This window comes from Variovorax sp. GW823-FHT04F07, assembly GCF_058795995.1.
This window is the reverse complement of the sequence record NZ_JBXAIG010000005.1, coordinates 83,256-106,638: the sequence shown is the minus strand read 5'-3', so window position 1 is coordinate 106,638 and position 23,383 is coordinate 83,256. Positions and strand designations below refer to the sequence as shown.

20 protein-coding genes and 2 riboswitches are annotated in these 23,383 nt (G+C 62.6%); of the genes, 4 read left to right on the top strand and 16 right to left on the bottom strand.

Going from position 1 to position 23,383, the window contains the following annotated elements; genetic code table 11:
* Positions 1–38: 38 nt before the first annotated feature.
* Positions 39–788: a glycosyltransferase family 2 protein gene (locus AC1RAA_RS22310; protein WP_492731685.1), complete on the top strand. Its 750-nt coding sequence runs from the start codon at positions 39–41 to the stop codon at positions 786–788.
* 3 nt (positions 789–791) lie between these two features.
* On the opposite strand, the gene AC1RAA_RS22305 is transcribed toward AC1RAA_RS22310, so the two are convergent.
* Positions 792–1,775 (bottom strand): glycosyltransferase family 2 protein, encoded by a 984-nt coding sequence (locus AC1RAA_RS22305; protein ID WP_492731684.1) that lies wholly within the window; start codon positions 1,773–1,775, stop codon positions 792–794.
* Positions 1,776–1,779: 4 nt separating this feature from the next.
* On the bottom strand, positions 1,780–3,558 hold the full coding sequence (locus AC1RAA_RS22300; protein WP_492731682.1) for a glycosyltransferase: 1,779 nt from the start codon (positions 3,556–3,558) through the stop codon (positions 1,780–1,782).
* A gap of 418 nt (positions 3,559–3,976) precedes the next feature.
* Between AC1RAA_RS22300 and AC1RAA_RS22295 the strand changes: the two genes are divergently transcribed.
* Both AC1RAA_RS22295 and AC1RAA_RS22290 read left to right on the top strand, forming a co-directional pair.
* Positions 3,977–4,780, top strand: coding sequence for an ABC transporter permease (locus AC1RAA_RS22295; RefSeq protein ID WP_492731680.1), 804 nt, complete (start codon positions 3,977–3,979; stop codon positions 4,778–4,780).
* Positions 4,781–4,786: 6 nt separating this feature from the next.
* Positions 4,787–5,488 (top strand): ABC transporter ATP-binding protein, encoded by a 702-nt coding sequence (locus AC1RAA_RS22290; RefSeq protein ID WP_153280756.1) that lies wholly within the window; start codon positions 4,787–4,789, stop codon positions 5,486–5,488.
* 57 nt (positions 5,489–5,545) lie between these two features.
* On the opposite strand, the gene AC1RAA_RS22285 is transcribed toward AC1RAA_RS22290, so the two are convergent.
* From AC1RAA_RS22285 to rfbB, 12 genes are all read right to left on the bottom strand, one after another.
* Complete coding sequence (locus AC1RAA_RS22285; protein WP_492731678.1) at positions 5,546–6,721, bottom strand: glycosyltransferase; 1,176 nt, start codon at positions 6,719–6,721, stop codon at positions 5,546–5,548.
* Positions 6,721–7,944: a rhamnosyltransferase WsaF family glycosyltransferase gene (locus AC1RAA_RS22280; protein ID WP_492731676.1), complete on the bottom strand. Its 1,224-nt coding sequence runs from the start codon at positions 7,942–7,944 to the stop codon at positions 6,721–6,723. Before AC1RAA_RS22280 ends, AC1RAA_RS22285 begins: the two co-directional genes overlap by 1 nt.
* A gap of 279 nt (positions 7,945–8,223) precedes the next feature.
* Positions 8,224–8,622, bottom strand: coding sequence for a GtrA family protein (locus AC1RAA_RS22275; protein WP_492731674.1), 399 nt, complete (start codon positions 8,620–8,622; stop codon positions 8,224–8,226).
* Between the two features lie 48 nt (positions 8,623–8,670).
* Positions 8,671–9,627 carry an NAD-dependent epimerase/dehydratase family protein gene (locus tag AC1RAA_RS22270; RefSeq protein ID WP_492731672.1) on the bottom strand — a complete coding sequence of 319 codons (957 nt, stop codon included), beginning with the start codon at positions 9,625–9,627 and terminating at the stop codon, positions 8,671–8,673.
* Positions 9,624–10,568, bottom strand: a complete 945-nt coding sequence (locus AC1RAA_RS22265) for a glycosyltransferase (protein ID WP_492731670.1) — start codon at positions 10,566–10,568, stop codon at positions 9,624–9,626. The genes AC1RAA_RS22270 and AC1RAA_RS22265 overlap by 4 nt, the downstream gene beginning before the upstream one ends.
* A 103-nt stretch (positions 10,569–10,671) precedes the next feature.
* Positions 10,672–12,210, bottom strand: a complete 1,539-nt coding sequence (locus AC1RAA_RS22260; protein ID WP_492731669.1) for a hypothetical protein — start codon at positions 12,208–12,210, stop codon at positions 10,672–10,674.
* Between the two features lie 43 nt (positions 12,211–12,253).
* Positions 12,254–13,021, bottom strand: coding sequence for a glycosyltransferase family 2 protein (locus tag AC1RAA_RS22255; RefSeq protein ID WP_487848611.1), 768 nt, complete (start codon positions 13,019–13,021; stop codon positions 12,254–12,256).
* A complete protein-coding gene (locus AC1RAA_RS22250) occupies positions 13,014–14,978 on the bottom strand; it encodes a glycosyltransferase family 4 protein (protein WP_492731667.1) in 1,965 nt (654 codons plus the stop codon). Before AC1RAA_RS22250 ends, AC1RAA_RS22255 begins: the two co-directional genes overlap by 8 nt.
* A 248-nt stretch (positions 14,979–15,226) precedes the next feature.
* Complete coding sequence (gene rfbC / locus AC1RAA_RS22245; RefSeq protein WP_492731665.1) at positions 15,227–15,775, bottom strand: dTDP-4-dehydrorhamnose 3,5-epimerase; 549 nt, start codon at positions 15,773–15,775, stop codon at positions 15,227–15,229.
* The gene (gene rfbA, locus AC1RAA_RS22240) at positions 15,772–16,659 is read right to left on the bottom strand and encodes a glucose-1-phosphate thymidylyltransferase RfbA (RefSeq protein ID WP_492731663.1); all 888 of its coding nucleotides are present in this window, start codon (positions 16,657–16,659) and stop codon (positions 15,772–15,774) included. The genes rfbC and rfbA overlap by 4 nt, the downstream gene beginning before the upstream one ends.
* A gap of 39 nt (positions 16,660–16,698) precedes the next feature.
* Positions 16,699–17,589, bottom strand: a complete 891-nt coding sequence (rfbD, locus tag AC1RAA_RS22235; protein ID WP_369631154.1) for a dTDP-4-dehydrorhamnose reductase — start codon at positions 17,587–17,589, stop codon at positions 16,699–16,701.
* Positions 17,586–18,665, bottom strand: coding sequence for a dTDP-glucose 4,6-dehydratase (gene rfbB, locus AC1RAA_RS22230; protein ID WP_095743503.1), 1,080 nt, complete (start codon positions 18,663–18,665; stop codon positions 17,586–17,588). The genes rfbD and rfbB overlap by 4 nt, the downstream gene beginning before the upstream one ends.
* A 118-nt stretch (positions 18,666–18,783) precedes the next feature.
* Positions 18,784–18,874, top strand: a riboswitch (glycine riboswitch).
* 44 nt (positions 18,875–18,918) lie between these two features.
* A riboswitch (glycine riboswitch) is annotated at positions 18,919–19,025 on the top strand.
* 91 nt (positions 19,026–19,116) lie between these two features.
* Here rfbB and AC1RAA_RS22225 point away from each other — a divergent pair.
* Positions 19,117–20,424: a D-amino acid dehydrogenase gene (locus tag AC1RAA_RS22225; RefSeq protein WP_062471173.1), complete on the top strand. Its 1,308-nt coding sequence runs from the start codon at positions 19,117–19,119 to the stop codon at positions 20,422–20,424.
* A 19-nt stretch (positions 20,425–20,443) separates the two neighbouring features.
* Here the strand turns inward: AC1RAA_RS22225 and AC1RAA_RS22220 are convergent, their stop codons facing one another.
* Positions 20,444–21,859 (bottom strand): RtcB family protein, encoded by a 1,416-nt coding sequence (locus AC1RAA_RS22220; protein WP_492731661.1) that lies wholly within the window; start codon positions 21,857–21,859, stop codon positions 20,444–20,446.
* Between the two features lie 214 nt (positions 21,860–22,073).
* Complete coding sequence (locus AC1RAA_RS22215) at positions 22,074–23,354, bottom strand: FIST signal transduction protein (protein ID WP_070060267.1); 1,281 nt, start codon at positions 23,352–23,354, stop codon at positions 22,074–22,076.
* Between the last annotated feature and the right edge of the window lie 29 nt (positions 23,355–23,383).

The window sequence follows — 23,383 nt, the reverse complement described above, 5'->3', positions numbered from 1 at the left end:
GTTGGGGGAACCCTAGAATTCCCGAGCGAAATTAGACCATGCCCACGCCCCCTTCTTCACCCCACGCCCCGGTCACCCTGTCGATCGTGAGCCACGGCCAGCTCGCGCTGGTGCTGCCGCTGCTCGAGCAGCTCGACCGGCACAGCCGGGACGCGATCGCCAAGGTCGTGCTCACGCTGAACATTCCCGAGGCCGACCTGCTCGCAGGACGACAGTGGGGCTTTCCGATCGAGCGCATCGAGAACGCGGCGCCCCTGGGCTTCGGCGCCAACCACAACCAGGCCTTCGCGCACTGCGACACGCCCTGGTTCCTGGTGCTCAACCCCGACATCCGCTTCGACGCCGACGTGCTCGCCCCGATGCTCGCCCAGGCCGCGCCCGACGCCGGCCTGATGACGCCGCGCATCCTGGAGTCGGGCCGGCCCGAGCCCGAGCCGCACCGTGCGCTGCTGACCCCCTTCGAGATCCTGGGCCGCAAGAAGCCCGGCTACCAGCCGCCGGCCGTGCCGGCCTGGATTCCCGGGCTGTTCATGCTGTTTCGCAGCGAAGCCTACCGCCGCATCGGCGGCTTCGACGAGCGCTTCTTCATGTACGGGGAAGACTTCGACATCTGCGCCCGCACCCGGCTGGCCGGCTGGAAGCTCCAGGTGACCGAAGACCTGCGCGCGCGCCACGACGCCCAGCGCGCCAGCCACCGCAGCAAGAAGTACCTGTACTGGCACGTGACCAGCCTGCTCAAGGTGTGGCTGTCGGGCGCTTTCTGGCGCTACTGGCGGCTGCAGCGCTAGCGATTACCCGCGCTCGAACAGGTCCTGCGCCATGGCGTGCCCGCCCCGGCCAAAACGCGCGTAACGCCCCCGGGCGGCCTCGATGAGGATCGGCACCAGCCGCAGGACCCGCGCAGCCGGAAGCTGCGCCCTGAAGCGCTGGTGCGCCACCTTGGCACGCTGCGATGCCACGTACCTCGCAGACACCCGGTCGCCGAGTTGCTGCAGGCGCTGCAGCAGTGCCTCTGCCCGGTGCAGGCGCCCCACGTGCTTGTCGCCGCGTTCGGCGAAGGCCTTGGCCATCTTTTCGGACAGCGTGAGACGCCGCGCACCGATCTGGTTGCTGGCGTGCTGCCGGTAGTCGATGGTCGGCTCCGGCAGGACGTCTACGCGCCCGATGGCGGCGGCGACCGCCCCCAGCCACTCGTCGTGCACCCATTCCGGCGCGAACGGCAGGGCCACGTCGAGCAGGGTCCTGCGGAACATGGTGGTCGCGCCGGTCACCAGATTGCGTCGCAGGAACACGTCGAAGGCCTCGCCCTGTGCAATGGCCGCCAACTCGCCGGGCTGCACCTCCAGGGCATGGAAAAGGGTGGAGCCCAACGGCGCCAGCCGGTCGTCGACCAGGCGGGCGTCGGTGTGCAACAGCAGCAGGTCGGGGCGCGCTTCGAACTGCGCCACCATGCGTGCGAGCCGGCCGGGATGCCAGACATCGTCCTGGTCGCACAGCACGATCAGGTCATGGCGACAGGCACGCACGGCCTGTTCGAAGTTGCGCGTGACGCCCAGCGACGGCTTGTTGCTGAACACCCGCAGCGCCACGCGATCCGCCACGCCGCATTCGGCGAGGGTGTCGCGCACGACCGCCAGCGTGTCGTCGCTGGAGTTGTCGTCGGACAGCACGATCTCCAGCGGCAGCGGCACCTGCGTGCAGATGCTGCGGACCTGGTCGGGAAGATAGCGCGCGCCGTTGTAGGTACACAGCGCGACGGAAACGCCGGACGCCATCGCGTCAGGCCGGCGCCACGCGCGGCGGCCAGGCGTAGCTGAAGTCTTCGCGCTCCAGCATGAGGTTGGGGCTGTAGGCGGGGTCGTTCTGCAGCCAAGCGCCCCATCGGCGCTTCATGTAGGCCACATCGTCCTGAAACGGCCCGCTTGCCGGCTCGGTGCTCTTTCTGGCGCGCGCCGCAGGTCGGTGGTCGAGCAGCTCCGCGTAGGGGGTCCAGAGCGTGCGCAGCCCGGTCTCTCCCAGTCGCAGGCAGAGGTCCACATCCGCAAACGCTTCCTTCAGATGGGTCTCGTCGAGCCCCCCCATCTGAAGATAACGGTCCCTGCGGATCACGAGGCAGGCGGATGTCACGGCCGACAGCGACTGGATCAGCGCGGCACGGCCGCCGTAGCCTTCACGCCCTGCAGGCATGCCGCGGTGCGAACAGCCGGCCACGCCATCGGGTCCGAGGCCCAGGATGATGCCGGCGTGCGTCAGGATCCGGCGCCGGTCCATCAGCCTCGCGCCCACCGCGCCGACACCCGGCTGCAACGCCAGACTCACCGTTTCAAACAGCCATTCGGGCGTGATGACCTCGAGGCTGTCGTCGAGCAATGCGATCACGTCGCCCGTCGCGGCTTCGACCGCCGCGTTGCGCAGCGCGGCGGCGCCCTGCTTCTGCGCGTGGCGCAGCACGCGCACGTTCGGACGCCGGGCCACAGATTCCAGGCAGGCCTGCGCCGCAGCATCGTCCGAGGCGTTGTCGGCCACGATGATTTCGTAGCGCGGGTAGACGGTCTTTGCGACGATCGCGTCCACGCACCGACGCAGCGACACCGCGGCATTGCGCGTCGAAATGACCAGCGACACGAGCGGCGGTGCATCAGGCAACGCGTAGTGCACCCTGTAGCCGAACCCGATGTGTTCTGCGGTCGCGCGCGTCTGGGTCCGCTCGAAATGCTCATTGAGCGCGCGCTCGCCGGCCACGACGGCGTAGGGCTTGGCGTCCATCGATTTCGCGGTGCTTTCCGCATGCACACGCCAGTGATAGAGCACCCGGGGGATGTGGCGCACCTGCCTTGCCTCGACGCGCTCCATGCAGCGAAGCACGAGGTCCCAGTCCTGCGAACCCTCCATGCCCAACCGGAAGCCGCCGACGGCACGCACGAGGTCGGCCGACAGCACGCCCAGGTGGCTGAACATGTTCTGCGAGCGGAAAAGATCGGCATTCCAGTCGCACTTGAAATACGGGCCGGAACGGTTCAAGGCTTCATCGACCTTGTCCTCGTCGGAATAGATCAACTGGACATCGGGATGGCTGGCAATGCAGTCAGCCACCCAGAACAGCGCGTCCGCCGGCAGCAGGTCGTCATGGTCCATGAGCGCGATCCATGCGCCGGCGACCAGCTCGAGCGCACTGTTCGATGCAGCGGAGATATGGCCGTTTTTCGGCCGGAGCACCACCTTGATGCGAGGGTCGCTGTCGGCATAGGACTGCAGGATCGTCCGGACCTCCGCCGACGGCGACGCGTCGTCCGCGATGCACAGCTCCCAATTCGGGTAGATCTGCCCGCGCACCGACTCGATGGCCTCGCGCAACCAGACCGGATTGGGGTTGTACGAGGGCATGAGCACGGAAATCAACGGCCGATCGGCCATGGCGGCCACGCGCTGGGCCAGCCTGTCCCTGGTGGCGGGCGTCAGGGTGTCGTGGTCGCGGACCCAGCGCGCATAGTCGTTGAACCCCGTGACGCGCCGTCCGAGCTCCCACTGAATGCCGCGCCAGCCCGCCTTGCGGAACATCCGCCACGCCCGTTGGAGCCGCCCCCCGACACCGGGGGTTCTCCAGAGCACGGTCAGGAAGAAGTCGAAGAGCCGAGATACAGATTTCATAGACGACCTGCCGGCTGAAACGGCAAGGAGGGAACTTTTTCGTGGAATACGCGCCGTACAGGCGGCTCGAAGGAGAAGCGAGGGCTCGATGTCCGTCGGTAGGCGATTATCTTCGCTTCCCCTTTCCGCCCGAGGCTGTGCAGGCCGCAAGCCGCCGACACAGGCCGTTCACCCCGCCCGGTAAAATCGCGCGGTTCACACAAAGGATAGAAAATGAGGCCGCCCTCCGGCATCGCTGACGCGGCGACTCCTGCCCGTCACGACACAGCCCGGAGCTCTTCGGGCGAAGACACCACCGTCCACCCCCCGCAGACTCGTACAGACGCACATGAGCCAAGTTCACTCCAACCTCCACCGCAGCGCCTGGGCTGATTGGTGGGAGGGCACACGCCGCACGGACATCTGGTGGACCCTCGCCTGGTCCGACATCGTCCTGCGTTACAGGCGCTCGATGCTGGGCCCGCTGTGGCTCACGCTGAGCATGGGCGCCATGATCGGGGGCATGGGGCCGCTTTACAGCTCGCTGTTCGGCACCGAGCTGTCCACGTTCTTCCCGCACCTGGCGCTCGGCATCATCTTCTGGGGCTTCTTCTCGAGCATGGTCACCGACTCATGCAACGCGTTCGTCAGCTCGGGCAACTACCTCAAGCAGAGCTATTTCCCGATCAGCCTCTTCGTCTGGCGCAGCATGGGACGCAACATCATCCAGTTTGCGCACCAGATCGTTCTGTACGTCCCGGTGGCCCTCTGGGCAGGCATTTCACTGTCGTGGTCTGCACTGCTCTTCGTGCCGGCATTCGTCCTCTTGCTGATCAACGCCCACGCCCTGGGTCTCGCGCTGGGCCTTGTCTGTACCCGATTCCGCGACGTCACCCAGATCGTCACCAGCGTGATGCAGATGCTGATGTTCCTGACGCCCGTCTTCTGGCTGCCCTCGAGCCTGCCGGGCCGCGCCAAGTACATCCTCTGGAACCCGTTTGCACAAATGCTCGACCTCCTGCGCACGCCACTGATGGGCGGGGTCGCCCAAGCCCACAGCTGGTGGGGCATCCTCGGATGGACTGCGGCCTGTGTCGCCGTTTCGTGCCTGCTGTTCGCAAGGTACCGCCGCCGCGTCGTCTATTGGCTCTGAAGAAACATGGCTTTCATTTCACTCAAAGATGTCTCCGTCAACTTCCCCATCTATGGGGCGGGCGCCAACTCGCTGAAGAAGACCATCGCGGCCTCGGTCACCGGCGGCCGGTTCGGCCAGGAGACCGGCGTCACCGTGGTTCAGGCGCTCAGCAACATCAACCTCGAATTGAAGAGCGGCGACCGCCTGGGGCTGGTCGGCCACAACGGCGCGGGCAAGTCCACGCTCCTGCGCACCCTGGCCGGGGTCTATGAGCCTTCGTCAGGTGAATTCACCCGCCAAGGCTCGGTCTCCAGCTTGATCGATCCTTCGCTGGGCATCGAAGCCGATGCCACGGGCATCGAGAACATCATGCTGCGCGGCCTCGTCATGGGCATGAGCAAGAAGCAGCTCGACAAGCTGACCCCGGAGATCTGCGAATTCAGTGGCTTGGGCGAATACGTGCACATGCCTGTGCGAACCTATTCCACCGGCATGCTGATGCGGCTCGCGTTCTCCATTTCCACCAGCGTCGAAGCGGACATCCTGCTGATGGACGAGTGGCTGTCGGTCGGCGATGCCGCCTTCACCGAGAAGGCCGAACAGCGCATGAAGGACGTGGTCGCCAAGTCCGGCATCCTGATCCTCGCCTCGCATTCGCCGGAATTGATCGCCAAGGAATGCAACCGGGTCATTCACCTGGAGCACGGGCGGATCGTCGAGCGCTGAAAGGGCGCGCGGGGGCGGGACTCCCCGTGTGCGCACCAGGGGCCGCCCCAGGGGCCTCTAGGCGATCTGCAAGGCTGTGAGAATCGCCTCGGTCTGGTGTTGCCAACCGAACTTCGCCAGCGCGTCCTGCCGCGCCAACGCGGCCATCGTGCCGTAGTTCGCACCGCTGCGGTCCACGGCCTTCAATATCGCCTCGGTCCATTCATGGGCCTTTGCGAGGTAGCCGTTCTCGCCATCACGGATCGCATGCCGGTAAGTGAAGCCCGGGGATGCAATGCTCAGCGTCCCGACACTGGCGGCCTCGAAGTACTTCAGCTCGGACTTGCAATCGGTGAAGGCGTTCGACTGCAGCGGCATGAGGTTGAATTCGACCGTCCCGAGCAGCCGCTGCAAGTTCACGTAGTCGTGAAACGGCTGTCGGCTGATGCGGTGGGCGAACTCCTTCATCGCAGGGCCGTGGTCGATATAGCCGACGACCATGACTTCCACGTCCGGCCGCTCGGCCATCACCTCGATCAGCGCCGGCTCCACGATCGCATAGTCGAGACGATGCGAAGGTGAGCCACTGAAGTAGCCGAGGCAGACCTTGCCATCGCCGGTGAAGCGCATGCGCTCCTTGGCTGCATAGACCTTTTCCGCCAGCGCCAGCTGCTCCCGGTTCATGAAGTTCGGCACGACGGCGACCGGAAGGCCCGCATAGTCTGCAAGCTTCCGGGCAAGAAATTCGTTGGTGGTGATGGCACCGTCGCAGAGTCTCAGCGTCTGCCCCATGCGCGCAATCATCGCGAACCAGTCATCCCAGACCCCCGCCTGGGTCAGGTCGAGGCCCAAGGTGGCGATCACGAGGTGGGCGTAATCGGTATCGAAGACAAGGTCATCGACATCGAACAGCACCCGCTTGCGGCGCGAGCGGAACTTGGTGATGAGCCCGTTGACGCGATGGCAGTAGCGGGAACGGCAGATCACCAGCACGTCGGCCGCATCGGCGATTTCATCGAATCGTTCGCTGTCCGACAGGAAGAAGTAGCTGGCCGAGACGTTCTCGACGTCGGACTCGTTGAGCACCTGCGCCATGTTGTACGCACGGTAGCGGAAGGTGCTGTTGTTCGGCTCTTCGTAGAAATAGGCAATGCGTTTTGCACCGCGGCGCTGGTGCAGCATCGCCAGACGCGCCGAGACCGGCAAGAGCCATGGGTCGGCATAAGGAACCGCAGGAACGTCGAGAGAAAACATCAGCGCCCTGCCGTGAGCGCCCGAAGGACATCTGCGAACGCCAGCGTCCAGTCCGTTCCCAACCCGTTCGCCGCAAAATTGCGATTGCGAGTGTCCCTGTCGTTGGCGATCGCCACGCCCGAACGAAGTGCATCCAGCAAAGCCCGCGTCTCCAGCTCGGCGCAAATGATGTTGGGTGAATAGCCCGACAGATCCTGCTTGTTGGCGAAGCTGTTCGTCACGACCACCGCGCCACTCGCGGCAAGGTCAAACGGCGGATAGCTGGGATGCGGCGTGTACATCAGGCTGAGCCCCAGATCGATGGAGCCCGCGAGATCGGCATAAGCCTCCCATCCCAGGCCCTCGCAGCGGTGTGGCGTGTAGCCCGCGCCGAACTTCACGTGGGGAATGTCCTTGCCGACAAGAAAAATCTCCCACTGCTCGAGGTCGAGGATGCCCTCGTTCACTGCGTGATCGATGACGCCGAGCCCGATCTGGAAAAGATTGCGTGGATTGTTCGGCCTTGCGTAGAAGAAGAATCGCTTCTTCCCGTTGGCCTCACGGGGGCGCGGATGGAACAACGATTTCGGAAATGCCGGCTCGAACCAGAACCCGTTGCGCCCGAGGTGCGCCAGGCCCGTGGCCATCAGGTGGTCGTAGAGCAATCGCGTGTTCACGACGAACCTGATGTCCTGGTTGCGCAAGACCCGCTCGCAATGCACGCGGTCTTCCCCGAACGGGTAGAACATGCGCTCGTCTTCCTGGAGAAGATAGATGATCGATGCGGCCGGAACGCTTGGCAGCGTGGCGGCCGTGGTCCACCAGGAGGTCGTGACGAAGATCTCGTCAGGATGGATGTCCAAGCCGGGAGCAGCCTCCACAACAGGCGACGCGTCGGTTTCGTCGCTCTTGAGCGGTGCAAAAGCGAACTGGATCTCCTGCTGAAGCTGAATCCCATATGCATTCAGGATCTGCCACGCATTGGCTGGTGACGGGACCTCGGTTCGCGTGACGACCCGCAGCGTCGCATTCATCTGATTCGCCAGTTGCGCCGAAAAAAGCAGGGCGGTCCCCACGCCGCCAAACAGGCTCTCGGAGCCGATGCTGTCCGTCACCAGGCTGATGCGGGGCACCGAGGGCCGGGGGATCGTGTAGACCTCCAGCGCCTGCTGGGAAATGAACCGGCGGGCCCGAAGCTGCGGCACCGATTCGGCATTGGACTCGTCGTCCTCCTTGCTGAACACGGCACGTCCTGCGATCGCGTCTCCCAGCTTCTCGCGAATCAATCTCGCAGCCGCCCGCGAACCGTTCTCCCGCCAGAACTCTACGAAACGCCGACCTCGCACACTCATTTTATTTTCCTGTTTTTATTTATCAAATCTCAATCAGAAACCATCGAGAAATGCAAAATCGTGGATTGAAAATCAAAACTCACGGGGAATTAAAAAATCATCAACCTTAACATCGGATCAATCGCCAAAGAAGAATAATTGAAAAATCTCCCTCAAAAAATTCAATGTGTTTTATTTTATTTTTAAACGAAACACCACATACTTGCTGATCAGGTAGGCCACGACCGTATAGACCGGCATGCCCAACGCCTGAGCCAGATAAGTATTTATACCAAAACCATCGATTGCCGTCATGACTGTTAACAGGTTGGCCGCGTACGCCACGGCGGTGGCCAGAAAAAACTTCATCGCCGCTGGCACCATGAGCCCTTTGTAGGCGAACGTCCAACGGCTGTTCAAGTTGAAGCTCACGCAGATTCCCACGGCGTACCCGATGGCATTGGCCATGACATCGCCTGCATGGAAGAAATATTTGGCGGCATATATCACCGACAATCCCACCAGCGTATTGGCAACCCCGACCACGAGAAAACGAACAAACTGAAAAGAAAAAATTTCAGTTCGCTTCATTTTTATTCGAATTCAAGGAATTAAAAATCTCAAAGAGATAGGGCTCCATCATTTCGAGATTTTCCCAGGATTGGCGTGCGCAGCCCGCTCGGCGCTGAGAATCTGGTGTATCCCTACGCCCAAACTGCGAGCCTGTGACAATCGCTTTCCATTTCCAACGATGGACTGAAATTGAATTTTCCGTTGATAGAGGCTGGAAGCCTTGCTGACGCCCGTGGTGATTTTGGGTGGCTTCCTGGAAATTCTCTTGAAGATGGAGATGATCTCGGCGATCGTCGTCGGCCGTCCCGACGCCACGATCTTCAAGAGCACACCCGGCCACAGACCCGGTTCACGCAAGGTCCCGATGATCTCGGAGGCCGCGTCGTCCACAGAGATGTAGTCGCGGATGGTGTCGATCGGGACATAGATGCCCACGGGACGGTTGCGCACGATGCTGCGGGCCATGTGCGTCAGCAACCCTTGCGCCTTCCCGACAGCCTGCCCTGTGCCATAGAGCGTCGATATCCGGGCCAGCAGCACAGAAACTTGCGGGTGTACGGCCCCGAAAGCGCGCAGAAGGTCTTCCTGTCGCAGCTTGGCTCGCGCATAGGCACTGTTGGGCGCCGGCACGGAGTTTTCGGTGATGACTTCGTCTTTGGACGATGCGTAGATTGCACCCGCTGAACTCGCAAGCGCCAGCGCACCCGGCATCGTCATCAACACGTCGCTCGACTGGATTCGTCGAATGAGCGATGCCAGCGCCCGGACTTCCGGCTCGAGCAACTCTTCCGCACTGCCCATTGTCCCGATCCCGGCGGCCCAGTAGATTTCCCATCCGGATGCCTGACGCGCCTGGAGAGAAAAGGCGTCCACCGCGGCGTCGATCTGCGATGCCAGTTGCGCCTCATCCGCCCAGCTGAAATGCACAGCAGGAGCGAATACCGTGGCGCCATCGAGTCGAAGCGCTCGGCAGAAAGCGGAACCCAGCAAACCTCGGCTGCCGAGCACCCAGGTCAACGTCATGGACGGTTTGGCCGGGTCGGCTTCGAACTCACGACGTAGAGCGGCTTGCCCATCGCGATGCCCATCGTCACCGCCAGGTACTCCGCGATCACGCCAAGCGCTGTCAGGATGACCCCAGAGAAAAATGCCACCACGACGGCGAGCGATGTCCACCCTTCGACGGGCACCTGCCCCGTGTACTTCTCGTAGAGGGCATAGATCGCAAATCCCATCGCCAACAGAATCGAGAAGAATCCCATGATGGTGATGAGACGCAGCGGTCGGGTGCCGGTCGTGAGCACCAGGCTCCAGAAATGTCTGACCAGCGACAGGAAGGAATAACCCGAAGGGCGGCCCAGTTCTTCCCTGAGACGCAATGGGCAGTGCCCCACACGGCCCGTGATCCAGAACAGTCCGACATCCAGATAGACACCGTTGCCGCAATAGGCGGACAACGTCCTGGCAATTTCGCCATCGATGAACCGGAAGCTGTTGAAGCGACCAATGGTCTTGTTGCCGAGTAGACGCGTGCTGATGCCCTTCGCCGTCCGGCTCATCAGATTGCGCAACCAGCCATGCGGCGGCGGATTCGTGGGCTGAGCGTAGACGAGCTGGAGCGAAGCACTCAGGGCGAGGTCCAGCATCGCACCGATGCTCGTGGGGTCCTGCTGGCCGTCTTCGTCCATGGTCACGACCCAGTCCCCCGTGGCGCTGGCCATGCCGGCCATGGTGGCGGCGTGCTGTCCATAGTTTCGGGACAGCCATACCGGCTGAACGAAGGCATGGCTCTCCGCGAGCGCGGTCATGGTGAGGTCCGATCGGTCCGGGCCGCAATCGTGGACCAGCACGACTTCGCTGACGACGAACGAGTTTCCGGCCGCAGTGACTTGCGGGTGCGTCAGTTTCTCGATTTCGGCCACGAGAATTGGCAGCGTCTTTTCCCCCGAATAAACCGGGATCACTATGGAAACTCGTTCTAACCTGCTCATTTTAATAATTCTAACAGTTTAATTTTTCGCCATTGAAATAGAACTCAAGTCAGAAACCCCTGTCGAAATCAAAAGCTCACTTCTTCAAGCAAACAATAGCCAGATTTTCAATAACGAAAACAGACTCCCGACTTGGCCATGGCTTGGATTTTTCGCAATACCTTTCGCCAATCAGATTTTTATCACCAGAGGATTTCTTGAAGGCATAACCAGAAATTTCAACCAGCAATGGCGCCCTTGAGTACTCTGGAGAAAAAGCCGAAATATTCATATCCCCTTGAATCGTGCTCAACCGGGAAGGATGGCGCCAGCCACCGTCGCTTACGAAGATGTATTCAATCTTCGAGAACTCTTCTTGTTGCTCAAGACGAGCAATCACTCGATTCGCCTCAGCTCCGTCCCAAGAATTGATTCTTTGTTGATCTGCGAATATCTGATTGTTTACAAAAACAAACACCACCAGCAAAACAACCAACAAACCCGAGAAAACATCTCCCGGAATTTTTCCAAAGAACCCTCGCACCGCCGAATAACCGACGAGCAGAAACAATCCAACAATCAATGCAACCTGGGGAAGCACTCTCGGCACCGGATGCCAGTCCTTGAATGGAGCAATCACGCCCACAGTCACTGGAATCAGCAAGAGCAAACCCAATGCAATGCCAAGAATATCAAGCGGCTTCTTTGAATTTTTTTCTTGAGACCAGAAAATATTTGCGATCAAGATCACGGCGATGGAAATCATCGCGGCAACAAGAACCTTCAACCACCGAGGGGACACCGGCTCACCCGACCAGTAGATCCGAAGCAGTAGATCCTTGATCTGCCCCATTCTCTCCGCAATGAACCCGCGTTCAATGAAGTTCGCTCTTCCTGTCAGCTCGATCCATCCCAGGCTCTTCGATACGCTGAGAATGGCCAAGAAAATGAGCGCAGAAACAAGGCAAACGAGCATCAACACCACAGCGCGTCGTTTGAGATCCTGTCCATCAGTTACTTCAAAACCGATCCGCTTCCAGGAAATTGCGCCAAACAGATAGGCAAAAACGATGGCTGCGGAAAAATAGTTCAGAAACCCCTGGTAGATGAACAGCATGCCGACCGTGGCAGCCAGTGCAATCGCGATGTACGGCCACCTCAACGGCTTTCTCGAAATCATCTCCAGCGACACGATGGAAAACGCCGCCGCCACGCAATATCCAGGCAACACCATGCGGAAGGTGAGTATTTCCGCCAGATATGGATGGGCCACCATGACAGCGCCCACCAACGCCGCACCTCGCGCATTCGCGACACCTACGAATCGCAAGATGGAAACGACCAGCACGGCCTGAAGAAGCAGTGCGCAGACGCCGAGCGACACGTACAAGTCATTGATGTTCACACCGAGGGAGTCGATGAAACTGTCAATGCCTCCTAGCAAGAACCGGCCCTGCGTCAAAAATGTGCTCAGCTCGCCCTTTGTGAACCCCTGCCCGAACGCGTAGTCATCGACGGCAAAACCGCGCGCCAGAACCCCGCCTTTTGCAATCAGCGCTGCACCAAATACGATCAACAGCAACTTGACATGAGTACTCTCCCACCCGTCAAGAATTTTGAATTTTGTTTTTTCCATCACACATTGAAGCCAAATTAAAAAGCTTCTCGGGAAGCGCGAACTAAACTGCGATGCGAAGCTTCGAATCAGGTCTTCTTGTCTGATTTTTCAGGACTTTCCTGAAAATATCACTGGGCGCCGCGATACAACCTGCCGAACTTGTTTGACGAACCAAAGAAATTCTCTTCATCCGGATGGCATGCCCGGTTCCTGGAACGCATTTGTGCACGGCACCCGCAGACATCACCTTGAGATTCCAGGCCCAATCTTCGTAGCCTATTTGTGCTGCCAGATCTGTTTCTGGATAGGGATTCTCCACAAGAAATTCCCTGCGCACAAAACAAAGTGACGTCCAGTAGTTCACCAATGCAAGTGCAGCCGTGTCGAAATTCTTGCTTTCGGCATCGATATGCACAAAAACATGAGGGTCGTGCCCGAAATAGACATTCACCTCCGGGTGAAGCACGAGTTCCCGCTCGTCCGCACTCGCCATGGCATAGGCGTCCGAAAGCCAGGCAGGGCCCCAAAGATCGTCGCCGTCGAGAAACGCCACATACTCGCCCTCGGCCATCAATGCCGCCTCATTCCGGGCATGCCCGACATCACCATGGTTCATGGGAACCACGCGCACATGGGGAAATCTTGCGACGCTGTCGCTGACGATCTCGACAGAAAGTGCGTCCGCGCGGTCCATCGCGACGAGCAGTTCGGTGGTCAAACCCCGTTCCCGGGCCGCCTCGAAGCACGCCCAGACACTGTCCAATGCCGGCTTGAGCCACAGGCCCTCCTTGTGCGCATTGACGATCGCAGTGACGTGAAACTTAGACATGCTCAGCCTCGCTGGAGGACATGGACGAGAAAGGGAGTCCTGCTGTGAATGCGGACCAGGAACGCTCGAGGCCCAACTTTTTCCTCATGGCCTGCAGGCGACGCTCCACCTCTTCCGGATTGTCGAGAATTTCCTGGATGGCCGCGCAGTAAGCGCGCTCGTCGTCCAGGGCATCGATCAGCCATCCGGTTTCGCTGGTCACCAGTTCAGAGACGCCTCCGACATTGCTCGCGATGATGGGGACGCCTGCGGCGGCGGCATTGATCAGGACCGTCGGCATGCCTTCGAAACGCGACGTGAAGAGGAAGGCGGCATACCGCTCCAGGGGAAGCTTGCTGAACGAGGCGAACATCCCCAGCAGACGCAGCTTGGGCTGCGTGTCTGCGAGCGCCGCCAATTCGGCTTCGCGCTGAGGCTCACCGCCGCCGTAGACGTCCAGCGCGACCTCCGGCAGAGACCGGATGATCCGCCCCAACAACTCCGTATTTTTCTGATGGCAGAACCGGCCCGCCCAGAAGATGGCCGGTCGCTGTTCGTCGGATTGGGATTTCTTGGAAATCTCTCGCAGATCGTCCAATGCAGGCTGAGGCAAGAACTGGAGCTTCTGCGTCAATGCAGGAGTAAATCCATACCTCGCCACCACTTCTTCAAGGAAGACGTTGGTATCGAAATAGATCTTGTCGACGTTATGGATCGCAGCCCGAAGGTGCGTATCCGCATACCCCGCCCCGCGGCCATCTTCCGTGAAGTCGCGGCAGAACAGCGTCGTGTAGACCTTGCATATCGACTGGAAAGCCTTGCCCTTTTCAACCAGAGCGGCCCAGCACGCCAAACTGTTTACGTTCGTGATCGACTCGGGTTGAAGCGCGAATATCAGCGCCTCGACAATGCGTTGTCTGTTCCGCTGATTGAGATCGGCGTCGTAATCGGACAAAACCAGCACCTGCGACCCCGAGGGCAGCCAGTCGAAGGCATCCACCTTGTCATGATCGGTCAAGACGAGCAGCGTGGCAGAAACGCCGACCGCCTCCTGCGCTGCACGCAGGATGTTGACCCCGGCGAGATCCGCCCCGCCCTTGACGAGCCACGGCATGAAAACGACGTGCCGGATTCCGGCAGGCAGGTCATGAAAAATTTCAGTCCACGCTGCACCGAGTTCATCGGTCGGGATGCTGAAATTCGGGCGCAGCCTCAAGTGCTTGCCGTGCAACGGATGGCACGATTCGATTTCGGGGTCGAGCGCCATCAGGTCGGCAACGGTTCGCTTGACGACCGATGCGATCTTGGGCGACATGCCCTTGAAGCGCCCCTCCTTCATCCCGTGTTTCAGGTAGTGAAGCAGTGGGTGCACGCCGTGCAAGACGACATCCGGATAGATGTCGCAATACCACTCGCAATCGAAATTCTCACTGGCCTTCAATCCTTCGAAACCGCCATGCCGCAGGAAATGAAGGTAAGGGTCCTGATTCTTCAGATGCGGGTAGTTTTCGAGGTACCACTCGGCATCGAAGAGGTCGGTTTCATGGAGCAATTCGAGATCGCGAATCTCCTGCTCTGTGACGAGCAACGTGCCATTTCTTGAATAGCGACTGAGATCGATGGCTGGCGCCGAACGTCGCTTCTCGGGGGGGGGCGAGCGCATCGGCGGGGAGCCAACTGCAATCTTCCGCCCCTCCTCTTTACCCCACTTGAGATAGTGCACCAAGGGATTGAGGCCCCGGTACGCCACGTCCTTGTTGGCCTCCAAATACCCTGCTGCATCGAACTTTTCGCTCGGTGCACGCCCTTCCCTGCCGCCGAATCGAAGGAAATGCTGGATCTCAGCGCCTTCCGGAACATCCGGATTGCGCTCCCGATACCAATTTTTATCGAACAGATCCGACTGCCGGAGCAGACCGGCATCGCGATACTCGTTCACAAGCTGAGCGCTGCGCTTCAGTAGCTTTTTGAAATTCATTCCGGGTTTCATGAAAATTGATGCGCTTCCTCGCGTTCACACGCGCAGGCCTTTGTCCGTCGATCGAATGCGCATGGGGCCGGAGTCGTTCGGCTCACTCCATCAGAAGCAACTCACATTCACGGGCAGCGGGAATATTTCAAATACAGCAAGAAGATCTCACTTTCGGCATTCGTTCATTGATGCGCGATCAAGAAATGAAGCCTCGAATTCGGCAGGCACTCAGGTGCCTCGTTCAAAAATTCTGTTTACTCGAAGACGTCCGCCGCTTGAAGCGATTTGCCTTCGGCATCCTTCCTGGACAACTGCGGCGCCATGCCAATGTCAGGCCACGCGATCTGCAGGCTCGCGTCGTTCCAAGCAATGCATCGCTCGTGCTCAGGCGCGTAGTAGTTCGTCGTCTTGTACAGAAAGTCCGCAGAGTCCGTGAGAACGAAGAATCCGTGCGCGAAGCCCGCCGGAACCCACAACTGTCGGTGATTGCCTTCGCTCAACTCCGTGCCCACCCAACGCCCGAACGTGGGCGAAGAGCGCCGAATGTCGACGGCCACATCAAACACCGCGCCGCGTACCGCGCGCACCAGCTTTCCTTGCGCTTGCTGGACCTGATAGTGCAACCCCCGAAGCACGCCCTTGGATGACCTTGAATGGTTGTCCTGAACGAAGTCGACCTTCGATCCAACCGCCTCCTCGAATGCGCGTTGATTGAAGCTCTCGTAGAAAAACCCTCTGGCATCGCCAAAGACCTTCGGCTCGATGATCAGAACGTCGGGGATCTCGGTTTGGATGACATTCACGAACGCACCTCTTCGGTCAGCAGGTGCTTCAGGTACTTTCCGTACCCGTTCTTCTGCAGCGGTGCAGCGAGCTTTTCGAGTTGGGCGCTGTCGATGAAGCCATTGCGCCACGCAATTTCTTCAGGGCAGGCGATCTTCAGCCCCTGCCGATGCTCCAGCGTCGCGATGAACTGGCCGGCTTCGAGCAGGCTCTCGTGCGTGCCCGTATCGAGCCACGCATAGCCGCGCTGCATGATCTGCACGTTGAGCTGGTCCAGGTCCAAGTACGCTTGGTTGACCGCCGTGATCTCCAGTTCGCCGCGCGCGCTCGGCTTCACGGCCTTGGCGATATCGACGACCTGGTTGTCATAGAAGTACAGGCCGGTCACGGCGTAGCTGCTCCTAGGCTTGACGGGCTTTTCTTCGATGCTGCTGGCCTTGCCGTTGGCGTCAAAGGCCACCACGCCGTAGCGCTCGGGGTCGTGCACGTGGTACGCGAACACGGTCGCACCACTCTGCTTCGCATCAGCGTCCGACAGCAGATGGGCAAAGTCATGCCCATAGAAGATGTTGTCCCCCAACACCAGCGCGCTCGGCGAGTTCCCCACGAACTTGTCGCCGATGATGAACGCCTGCGCCAGGCCATCGGGACTCGGCTGCACCGCGTACTGCAGGTTGATGCCCCACTGGCTGCCGTCGCCCAGCAGCTGCTGGAAGCGCGGCGTGTCCTGCGGCGTGCTGATGATCAGGATGTCGCGCATGCCGCCGAGCATCAGGGTGCTCAGCGGGTAATAGATCATGGGCTTGTCGTACACCGGCAGCAGTTGCTTGCTCATGGCGAGCGTGGCCGGGTGCAGGCGGGTGCCGGAGCCACCGGCAAGGATGATGCCTTTGCGTTGCGTCATGGGAGTCTTCTTCTGTGAGGGGCAGGAAAAATCAGTCGGTCAGAGCGTCTCGCGCAGCATGCGTGCCACGCCTTCCTGCCAGGGCGGCAGACGCAGGCCGAAGGTGGTCTGCAGCTTGGTGGTGTCGAGCCGCGAGTTGTGCGGGCGCTTCGCGGGCGTCGGAAAGGCGCTGGTGGGCACGGCCTCCACGGCCTGCGGGCCGGCCTTGAGTTCGACGCCGGCCTGCTGCGCCATCTCGAGCACGAAGCGCGCGTAGCCGTGCCACGTGGTCTCGCCGCCGGCGATGGCGTGGTACAGCCCGGCCTTGGTCGGGTCTTGCAAGGTGGCGCGGATGGCGTGCGCAGTGATGTCGGCCAGCAACTCAGCCCCGGTGGGGGCGCCGAACTGGTCGTCGATGACCGTGAGCTTGTCGCGCTCCTTGGCCAGGCGCAGCATGGTCTTGGCGAAGTTGCCGCCGCGTGCGGCGTACACCCAGCTGGTGCGAAAGATCAGGTGCTTCGCGCAATGCTGCGCCACCAGCTGCTCGCCTTCGAGCTTGGTCTGGCCGTACACGCTGAGCGGGCCGGTCGCGTCTTCTTCTTTCCAGGGCCTAGTGCCGCTGCCGTCGAAGACGTAGTCGGTGGAGTAATGCACCATCAGCGCGCCGATCTGCTGCGCCGCCTCGGCCACCACGCCGGGCGAGGTGGCGTTGAGCTTGCGCGCGAAGTCGGGCTCGCTCTCGGCCTTGTCGACGGCGGTGTGCGCGGCGGCATTGACGATGACGTCGGGGCGCACCGCCAGCACGGTTGCAGCCAGCTGCTCGGGACGGCTGAAGTCGGCGTGGAAGTCGGTGCTGTCGAAGTCCAGTGCGACCACTTCGCCGAGCGGCGCGAGGCTGCGCTGCAGCTCCCAGCCGACCTGTCCACCTTTGCCGAGCAGCAGCAACTTCATGCGGAAGCCTTTGCAGGCGCAGCGTCGTATTGCTTCTCGACCCATTCGCGGTACGCGCCGCTTTGCACGTTGCGCACCCACTCGCCGTTGGCGAGGTACCACTGGACGGTCTTGCGGATGCCGGTGTCGAAGGTCTCGGCGGGCTTCCAGCCGAGTTCGGCCTCGAGCTTGCGTGCATCGATGGCGTAGCGACGGTCGTGGCCCGGGCGGTCCGTGACGTAGGTGATCTGCTCCTTGTACGGCTTGCCGTCGGCGCGGGGGCTCAGTTCGTCGAGCAGCGCACACACGGTGTTGACGATCTCGATGTTGGGCTTCTCGTTCCAGCCGCCGACGTTGTAGGTCTCGCCGAGCTTGCCGGCCTCGAGCACGCGGCGGATGGCGCTGCAGTGGTCCTTCACGTAGAGCCAGTCGCGCACCTGCATGCCGTCGCCGTACACGGGCAGGTTCTTGCCGGCCAGTGCGTTGACGATCATCAGCGGGATCAGCTTCTCGGGGAAGTGGAACGGGCCGTAGTTGTTCGAGCAGTTGGTGGTGACCACCGGCAGGCCGTAGGTGTGATGCCAGGCGCGCACGAGGTGGTCGCTGGCGGCCTTGCTGGCCGAGTACGGGCTGTTGGGCTCGTACTTGTTCTCTTCGGTGAAGGCCGGGTCGGTCTTGGAGAGCGAGCCGTAGACCTCGTCGGTCGACACATGCAGGAAACGGAAGGCCGCCTTCTGGTCGGCCGGCAGGGCGTTCCAGTAGCCGCGCACCGATTCGAGCAGGCGGAAGGTGCCGAGCACATTGGTCTGCACGAAGTCTTCCGGGCCGTGGATCGAACGATCCACATGCGATTCCGCGGCAAAGTTCACAACGGCACGGGGTTTGTGCTCGGCCAGCAGGCGATCGAGCAGCGCGCTGTCGCCGATGTCGCCTTGCACGAAGACATGGTTCGCGTTGCCCTTGAGCGACGCGAGGGTCTCGAGGTTGCCCGCGTAGGTCAGCTTGTCGAGGTTCACGACGGGCTCGTTGCCCTGCGCGATCCAGTCGAGCACGAAATTGGCGCCAATGAAGCCTGCGCCGCCGGTAACCAGGATCATGGAGTCCCCTGCATGTAGAAAAAAGTTTGCTTTACCAAAAATCAACATTCAATTATCCCATCGGTGTGAAGTGCCGATGTACAGGGCTTGGCCGGCTTGCGGGGCCCGCCTACAATCGCCAACAATTGCAGGAGAGCGGGCTTCCACGGAGGCCCTACCGAAGGCGCAAACTCCCATAAACGCTCAGGTCGGCCCGACGAAATTCCAGGCAACGCCCAGGAACTTCGGCAAGGGGTCAGTACTGCACTCATCGATACAGCCGTCTGGAGAGCCGCCACGCCATGTGGCGCACCGAAGGAGCAAACCCGCTGCGGGTGCAGCAGGGTGAATCTCTCAGGTACCGAGGACAGGGGGAGCGGCAACTTGGACATCGGTCGTCCGGTTGCTTGCTATTTTTTCAATAGCACTCCACGCCCGCCGTTCAAGCGCTGCAAACTCAAAGGTACTTGCAATGCGTGTGATCGTTCTTGGCGCCGGCCTGCTCGGCGTGACTTCGGCCTACTACCTCCAGCAACTCGGCCACGAGGTGACCGTGATCGACCGGCAGGCCACCCCGGCCGCCGAAACCAGCTTCGCCAACGGCGGCCAGATCTCGGTCAGCCATGCCGAACCGTGGGCCAATCCGAGCGCGCCGCTGAAGGTGCTGCAATGGCTCGGCAAGGAAGATGCGCCGCTGCTGTTTCGCATCCGCGCCGACATGCGCCAGTGGCTCTGGGGCCTGCAGTTCTTGCGCGAATGCACCCCCGCACGCACCCGCCACAACATCGAACAGATCGTTCGTCTCGGTACATACAGCCGGGAAATGTTGCAGCAATTGCGTCGAGACACGGGCCTGAACTATGACCAGCGCACGCAAGGCATCCTGCACTTCTATACGACGCAAAAAGAATTCGACGGTGCCCTCGCGCCCGCCGAGCAGATGCGTGCTCTGGGCTGCGAACGCCTGGTCATCTCGGCCGACGAGGCCATCAAGATCGAACCCGCCCTCGCCCACATCCGCCCCCAACTCGCCGGCGCCACCTACACCGCCGAAGACGAATCGGGCGACGCCAACCGCTTCGCGCGCGAACTCGTGAAGCTGGCCGAGGCGGCCGGCGTGAAGTTCCTCATGAGCCACACGGTGACCGCGCTGCGCGAAGCCGGCGGCAGCATCGACCACGTCGAGGCGACCGACAACGAAGGCCGCTTCCAGCGCATCCGCGGCGATGCCTTCGTGCTCGCGATGGGTTCGCTGAGTCCGTTGTACGCCGCGCCGCTGGGCATCCGCCTGCCGATCTACCCCGCCAAGGGCTACTCGGTGACGCTCCCCGTCAAGGACGCATCGAAGGCACACCAGGTCTCGCTCACGGACGACGAATACAAGCTGGTGTTCTCGCGCTACACGTCGGAGTCGGGCGACCGCCTGCGCATCGCCGGCACGGCCGAGCTCAACGGCTACGACCGCGACCTGAACCGCGTGCGCTGCGAAGCCATCGTGCGGCGCGTCGAAGAACTCTTCCCCGGCGCCGGCGACACCGAACGCGCGCAGTTCTGGACCGGCCTGCGTCCGGCCACGCCGAGCAACGTGCCGCTGATCGGCAAGACCAAGCTGCCGAACCTGTTCCTCAACACCGGCCACGGCACGCTCGGCTGGACGCACGCCTGCGGCTCGGGCAAGTCGATCGCGCGCATCGTGAGCGGGCTGGCGCCCGAGGTCGATTTCGCGTTCGCCGGCATGCCGGCACCCGCACCGCGCGCCGTGCAGCCCGCACTGGGCTGACACGACACGCGCCCTCGGGTCATGCCTTGAACGTGACCCAGGGCTTGAGCCGCACGGCGCAGCGGATGAGCCCCGCGCTTTCCTGCGCCTCGATCACCGCGCCGATCGGCTTGTAGGCCTGCGGCGCCTCCTCGATGCGGCGCTCCTCGCGCAAGGTCACGCACTGCCAGCTGGCATCGGCGTCGTCGGGTGCGGGCCGCATCGCGCGCACTTCCTGCCGACGCATGCGCCGGCCGGCACCATGGCTGCACGACCACAGCCAGTCCTCATGCCCCAGCCCGGTCGCGAGGTACGAGTGATCGCCCATCGACCCGGGAATCAGCGCCAGGTCGCCCGCATGCGCCGGCGTCGCGCCCTTGCGATGGATGTTCATGCCGTGCTCGCGCAGCACCACGTTGTGCGGCACATCGACCACCAGCGTCGACGCCGTGGCGCCCAGCAGCTCGGCGAAGTCCTTGCGCACCAGCTCGGCCAGCACGACCCGGTTGGCCCACGCATAGCGCGCGGCCACGCCCATGGCTTCGAGGTACTCCTGCGCCAGCGGCCCGGCCAGCCCGTACAGCCCGCTCTTCGGATGGCGCAGGCCCTGCGGCCACTCGGCCCGCGCGCGGTCCATCCAGCGGCCCCCGACATGGAACCCGATGTCGCGCGAGCCGCTGTGGATCATCACGACGACCTCGCCCGCCTTGAGGCCCGCGCGGTACGCCGCGTGCCGGTCCATCACCTGGTCGACCACCTGCAACTCGACGAAGTGGTTGCCACTGCCCGGCGTGCCCAGGCACGGGTCGCGGAACACCTCGTGGCGCGCGCCGGTGTAGGCCAGCGGTGCGTGCCGCGACTGCCCGCCGAAGCTCGCCAGGCCGATGCACGCGCCGATCTCGGCCTGCAGCCGGTCGCGGTCGCAGGCCGCCCAGAGCCCCTCGTTGCGCACGGCGTCCAGGAACGCGGCCGGCCCGTCGTCGAACAGCGCGCGAAACGCCGCCGTGTGCACCGGCACGTCGCGCCCGTTGTCGAGCAGGCTGCGCGTGAGCCGCGCGAGCAGCTGCGTCTTGTGCGGCGCCACCTGGTCCAGCGTGAGGCCGGTGGTCAGCAGACGCATGCCGCAGTTGATGTCGGTGCCGACCGCGGCGGGGATCACGAAGTCGCCATCGGTCGCGACGACGCTGCCCACCGGCGCGACCGAGCCCGGATGAAAGTCCGGCGTCGCGCAGGCCTTGCACACACCGTGCGCGCCGTCGGGCGAGCGCACGCTGGCGAAGGCCAGCAGCTGGTTCACGGCTTTTTCTTCCAGCGGCAGGCTCTGCGGCAGAAGCACGGTCGCCTGCGCGGCTTCGTTGCGCAGGTGATAGATGCCGTCGCGGTAATCGACGGCGATGTTCGCGCGCGAAAAGGCGCGCTGGAGTCTCGAAAAATGACTGTTGGTAGGGCTGCCCATGGCTGCAATTCCATTCGGGGAAACCGTGTCGGTTTCCGGGCCCCGTCACATCGCGTGGCGGGGCGAAAGAGATCGACCGCGTGCCTCGGGGCGCGCGGATCACTCTTTCTTGCAGCAGCAGAGATTCAAGAAAGCGGGCGGATTCTAGCGACGCGAAGCGCCTGCGAACACAGTGCGCGGATGCACGCGTCGTTTTTTCCCGTCAGTCAGCCAGTCAGTCCGGCGCGGTGAACACCGTCAGCACGCCGGTGTAGCCGTACAGGTGGTGGCGTGCGATCTCGCCGGCGGCGAAGAAGCCGACCAGCGGCACGTCGCCCAGCGCATGCCGCACGATCTGCAATTCGGCGCCCGGCGCGCCGAAGTGCGGGCCGCCGCGCCCCGAGCAGCTCACGTACACCGCGCCCGCGATGCGCCGCGCGGGATGCGGCGCGGCCTCGGCCTCGCCGGCCGCCACGGCGCGCGCGGTGGCCAGCGTCTGCTCTTCGGGTTCGAGCTCTTCGCGGATCTCGGCGCAGATGCGCATCAGGTCGGCGCGCGCCGCCTGCGCGTTGCGGCGGCAGAAGCTCAGCCGCATGCCGGCCTCGGCGTTGTCGGCAATGGCGATGCCGCGCCGCGTCGGGTCGAGCCCGATGATGTGGCGCACCAACACGTCGGCGCCCAGGTCGCCGGTGCGGCGGATGCCGTCGCTGCCCGCGTCGGCCAGGCCGACCAGCGTGTTGCGCACGGCGTCGATGGCTTCCTGCGGCCGGTCGAGCGACACCTGCAGGTCGGCCAGCAGCACATCGAGCGCCGGCTCGCCGTCGAGCGACAGCAGCAGGTTGCCGTCGGCCTCGGTGATCTCGCGCTCGCGCGCGCCGCCGGTGCGCAGCGGCTGGCAGCCCTGCGTGACGCGCGACACCAGCCGCACGCCCTCGCCGAACACCACGCCCGACAAGCCGCCCGAGAACACACCGCCCGCCGCACCGTGGCCGCGGATGTTGCCGTTGCCGCCGACCGCGAACTGCAGCGCCCCGCCGCGGCCGGACGAGAGCCCGCCGAACAGGTAGCCAGTGTCGGTGCGGCCCGCCATCTCGCCGATGAGCTCGCCCAGGTCGGGCGTGGCGGGGTCGGCGTGCACGAGCGCGGTGTGCGCCTCGAAGCCGCTCATTTCGGAGCTGCCCAGCGGCGCCACGCCCGAGAACACGCGGTACTGGTCGCTGGGCAGCGCGCACAGCATCAGGCTCAGGCCGGGCTCGTCGAAGTACTCGGCGTTGTTGGCCGACACGCCGATGCCGACGGTGCCCGACCAGTCGGTGACCTCGGGCAGCTCGGCGCTCAGGTGATCGAGGATCTCCTGCGCCTCGGCCGCGTAGTGGTCGGTGATGTAGAGCAGCCCGAGCGTCGGGTTCGACGCGTAGTCGGGCAGCGCCATCTGCGCGCGCAACTGGGCCAGCACGAGGCCGGCGGCCATGCGCCATTGCGGGTGGGTGGCATGGCCGGTGGGAAACAGTTTCATGGTGCGTACCGACCCGTGCGTCGTCGTCT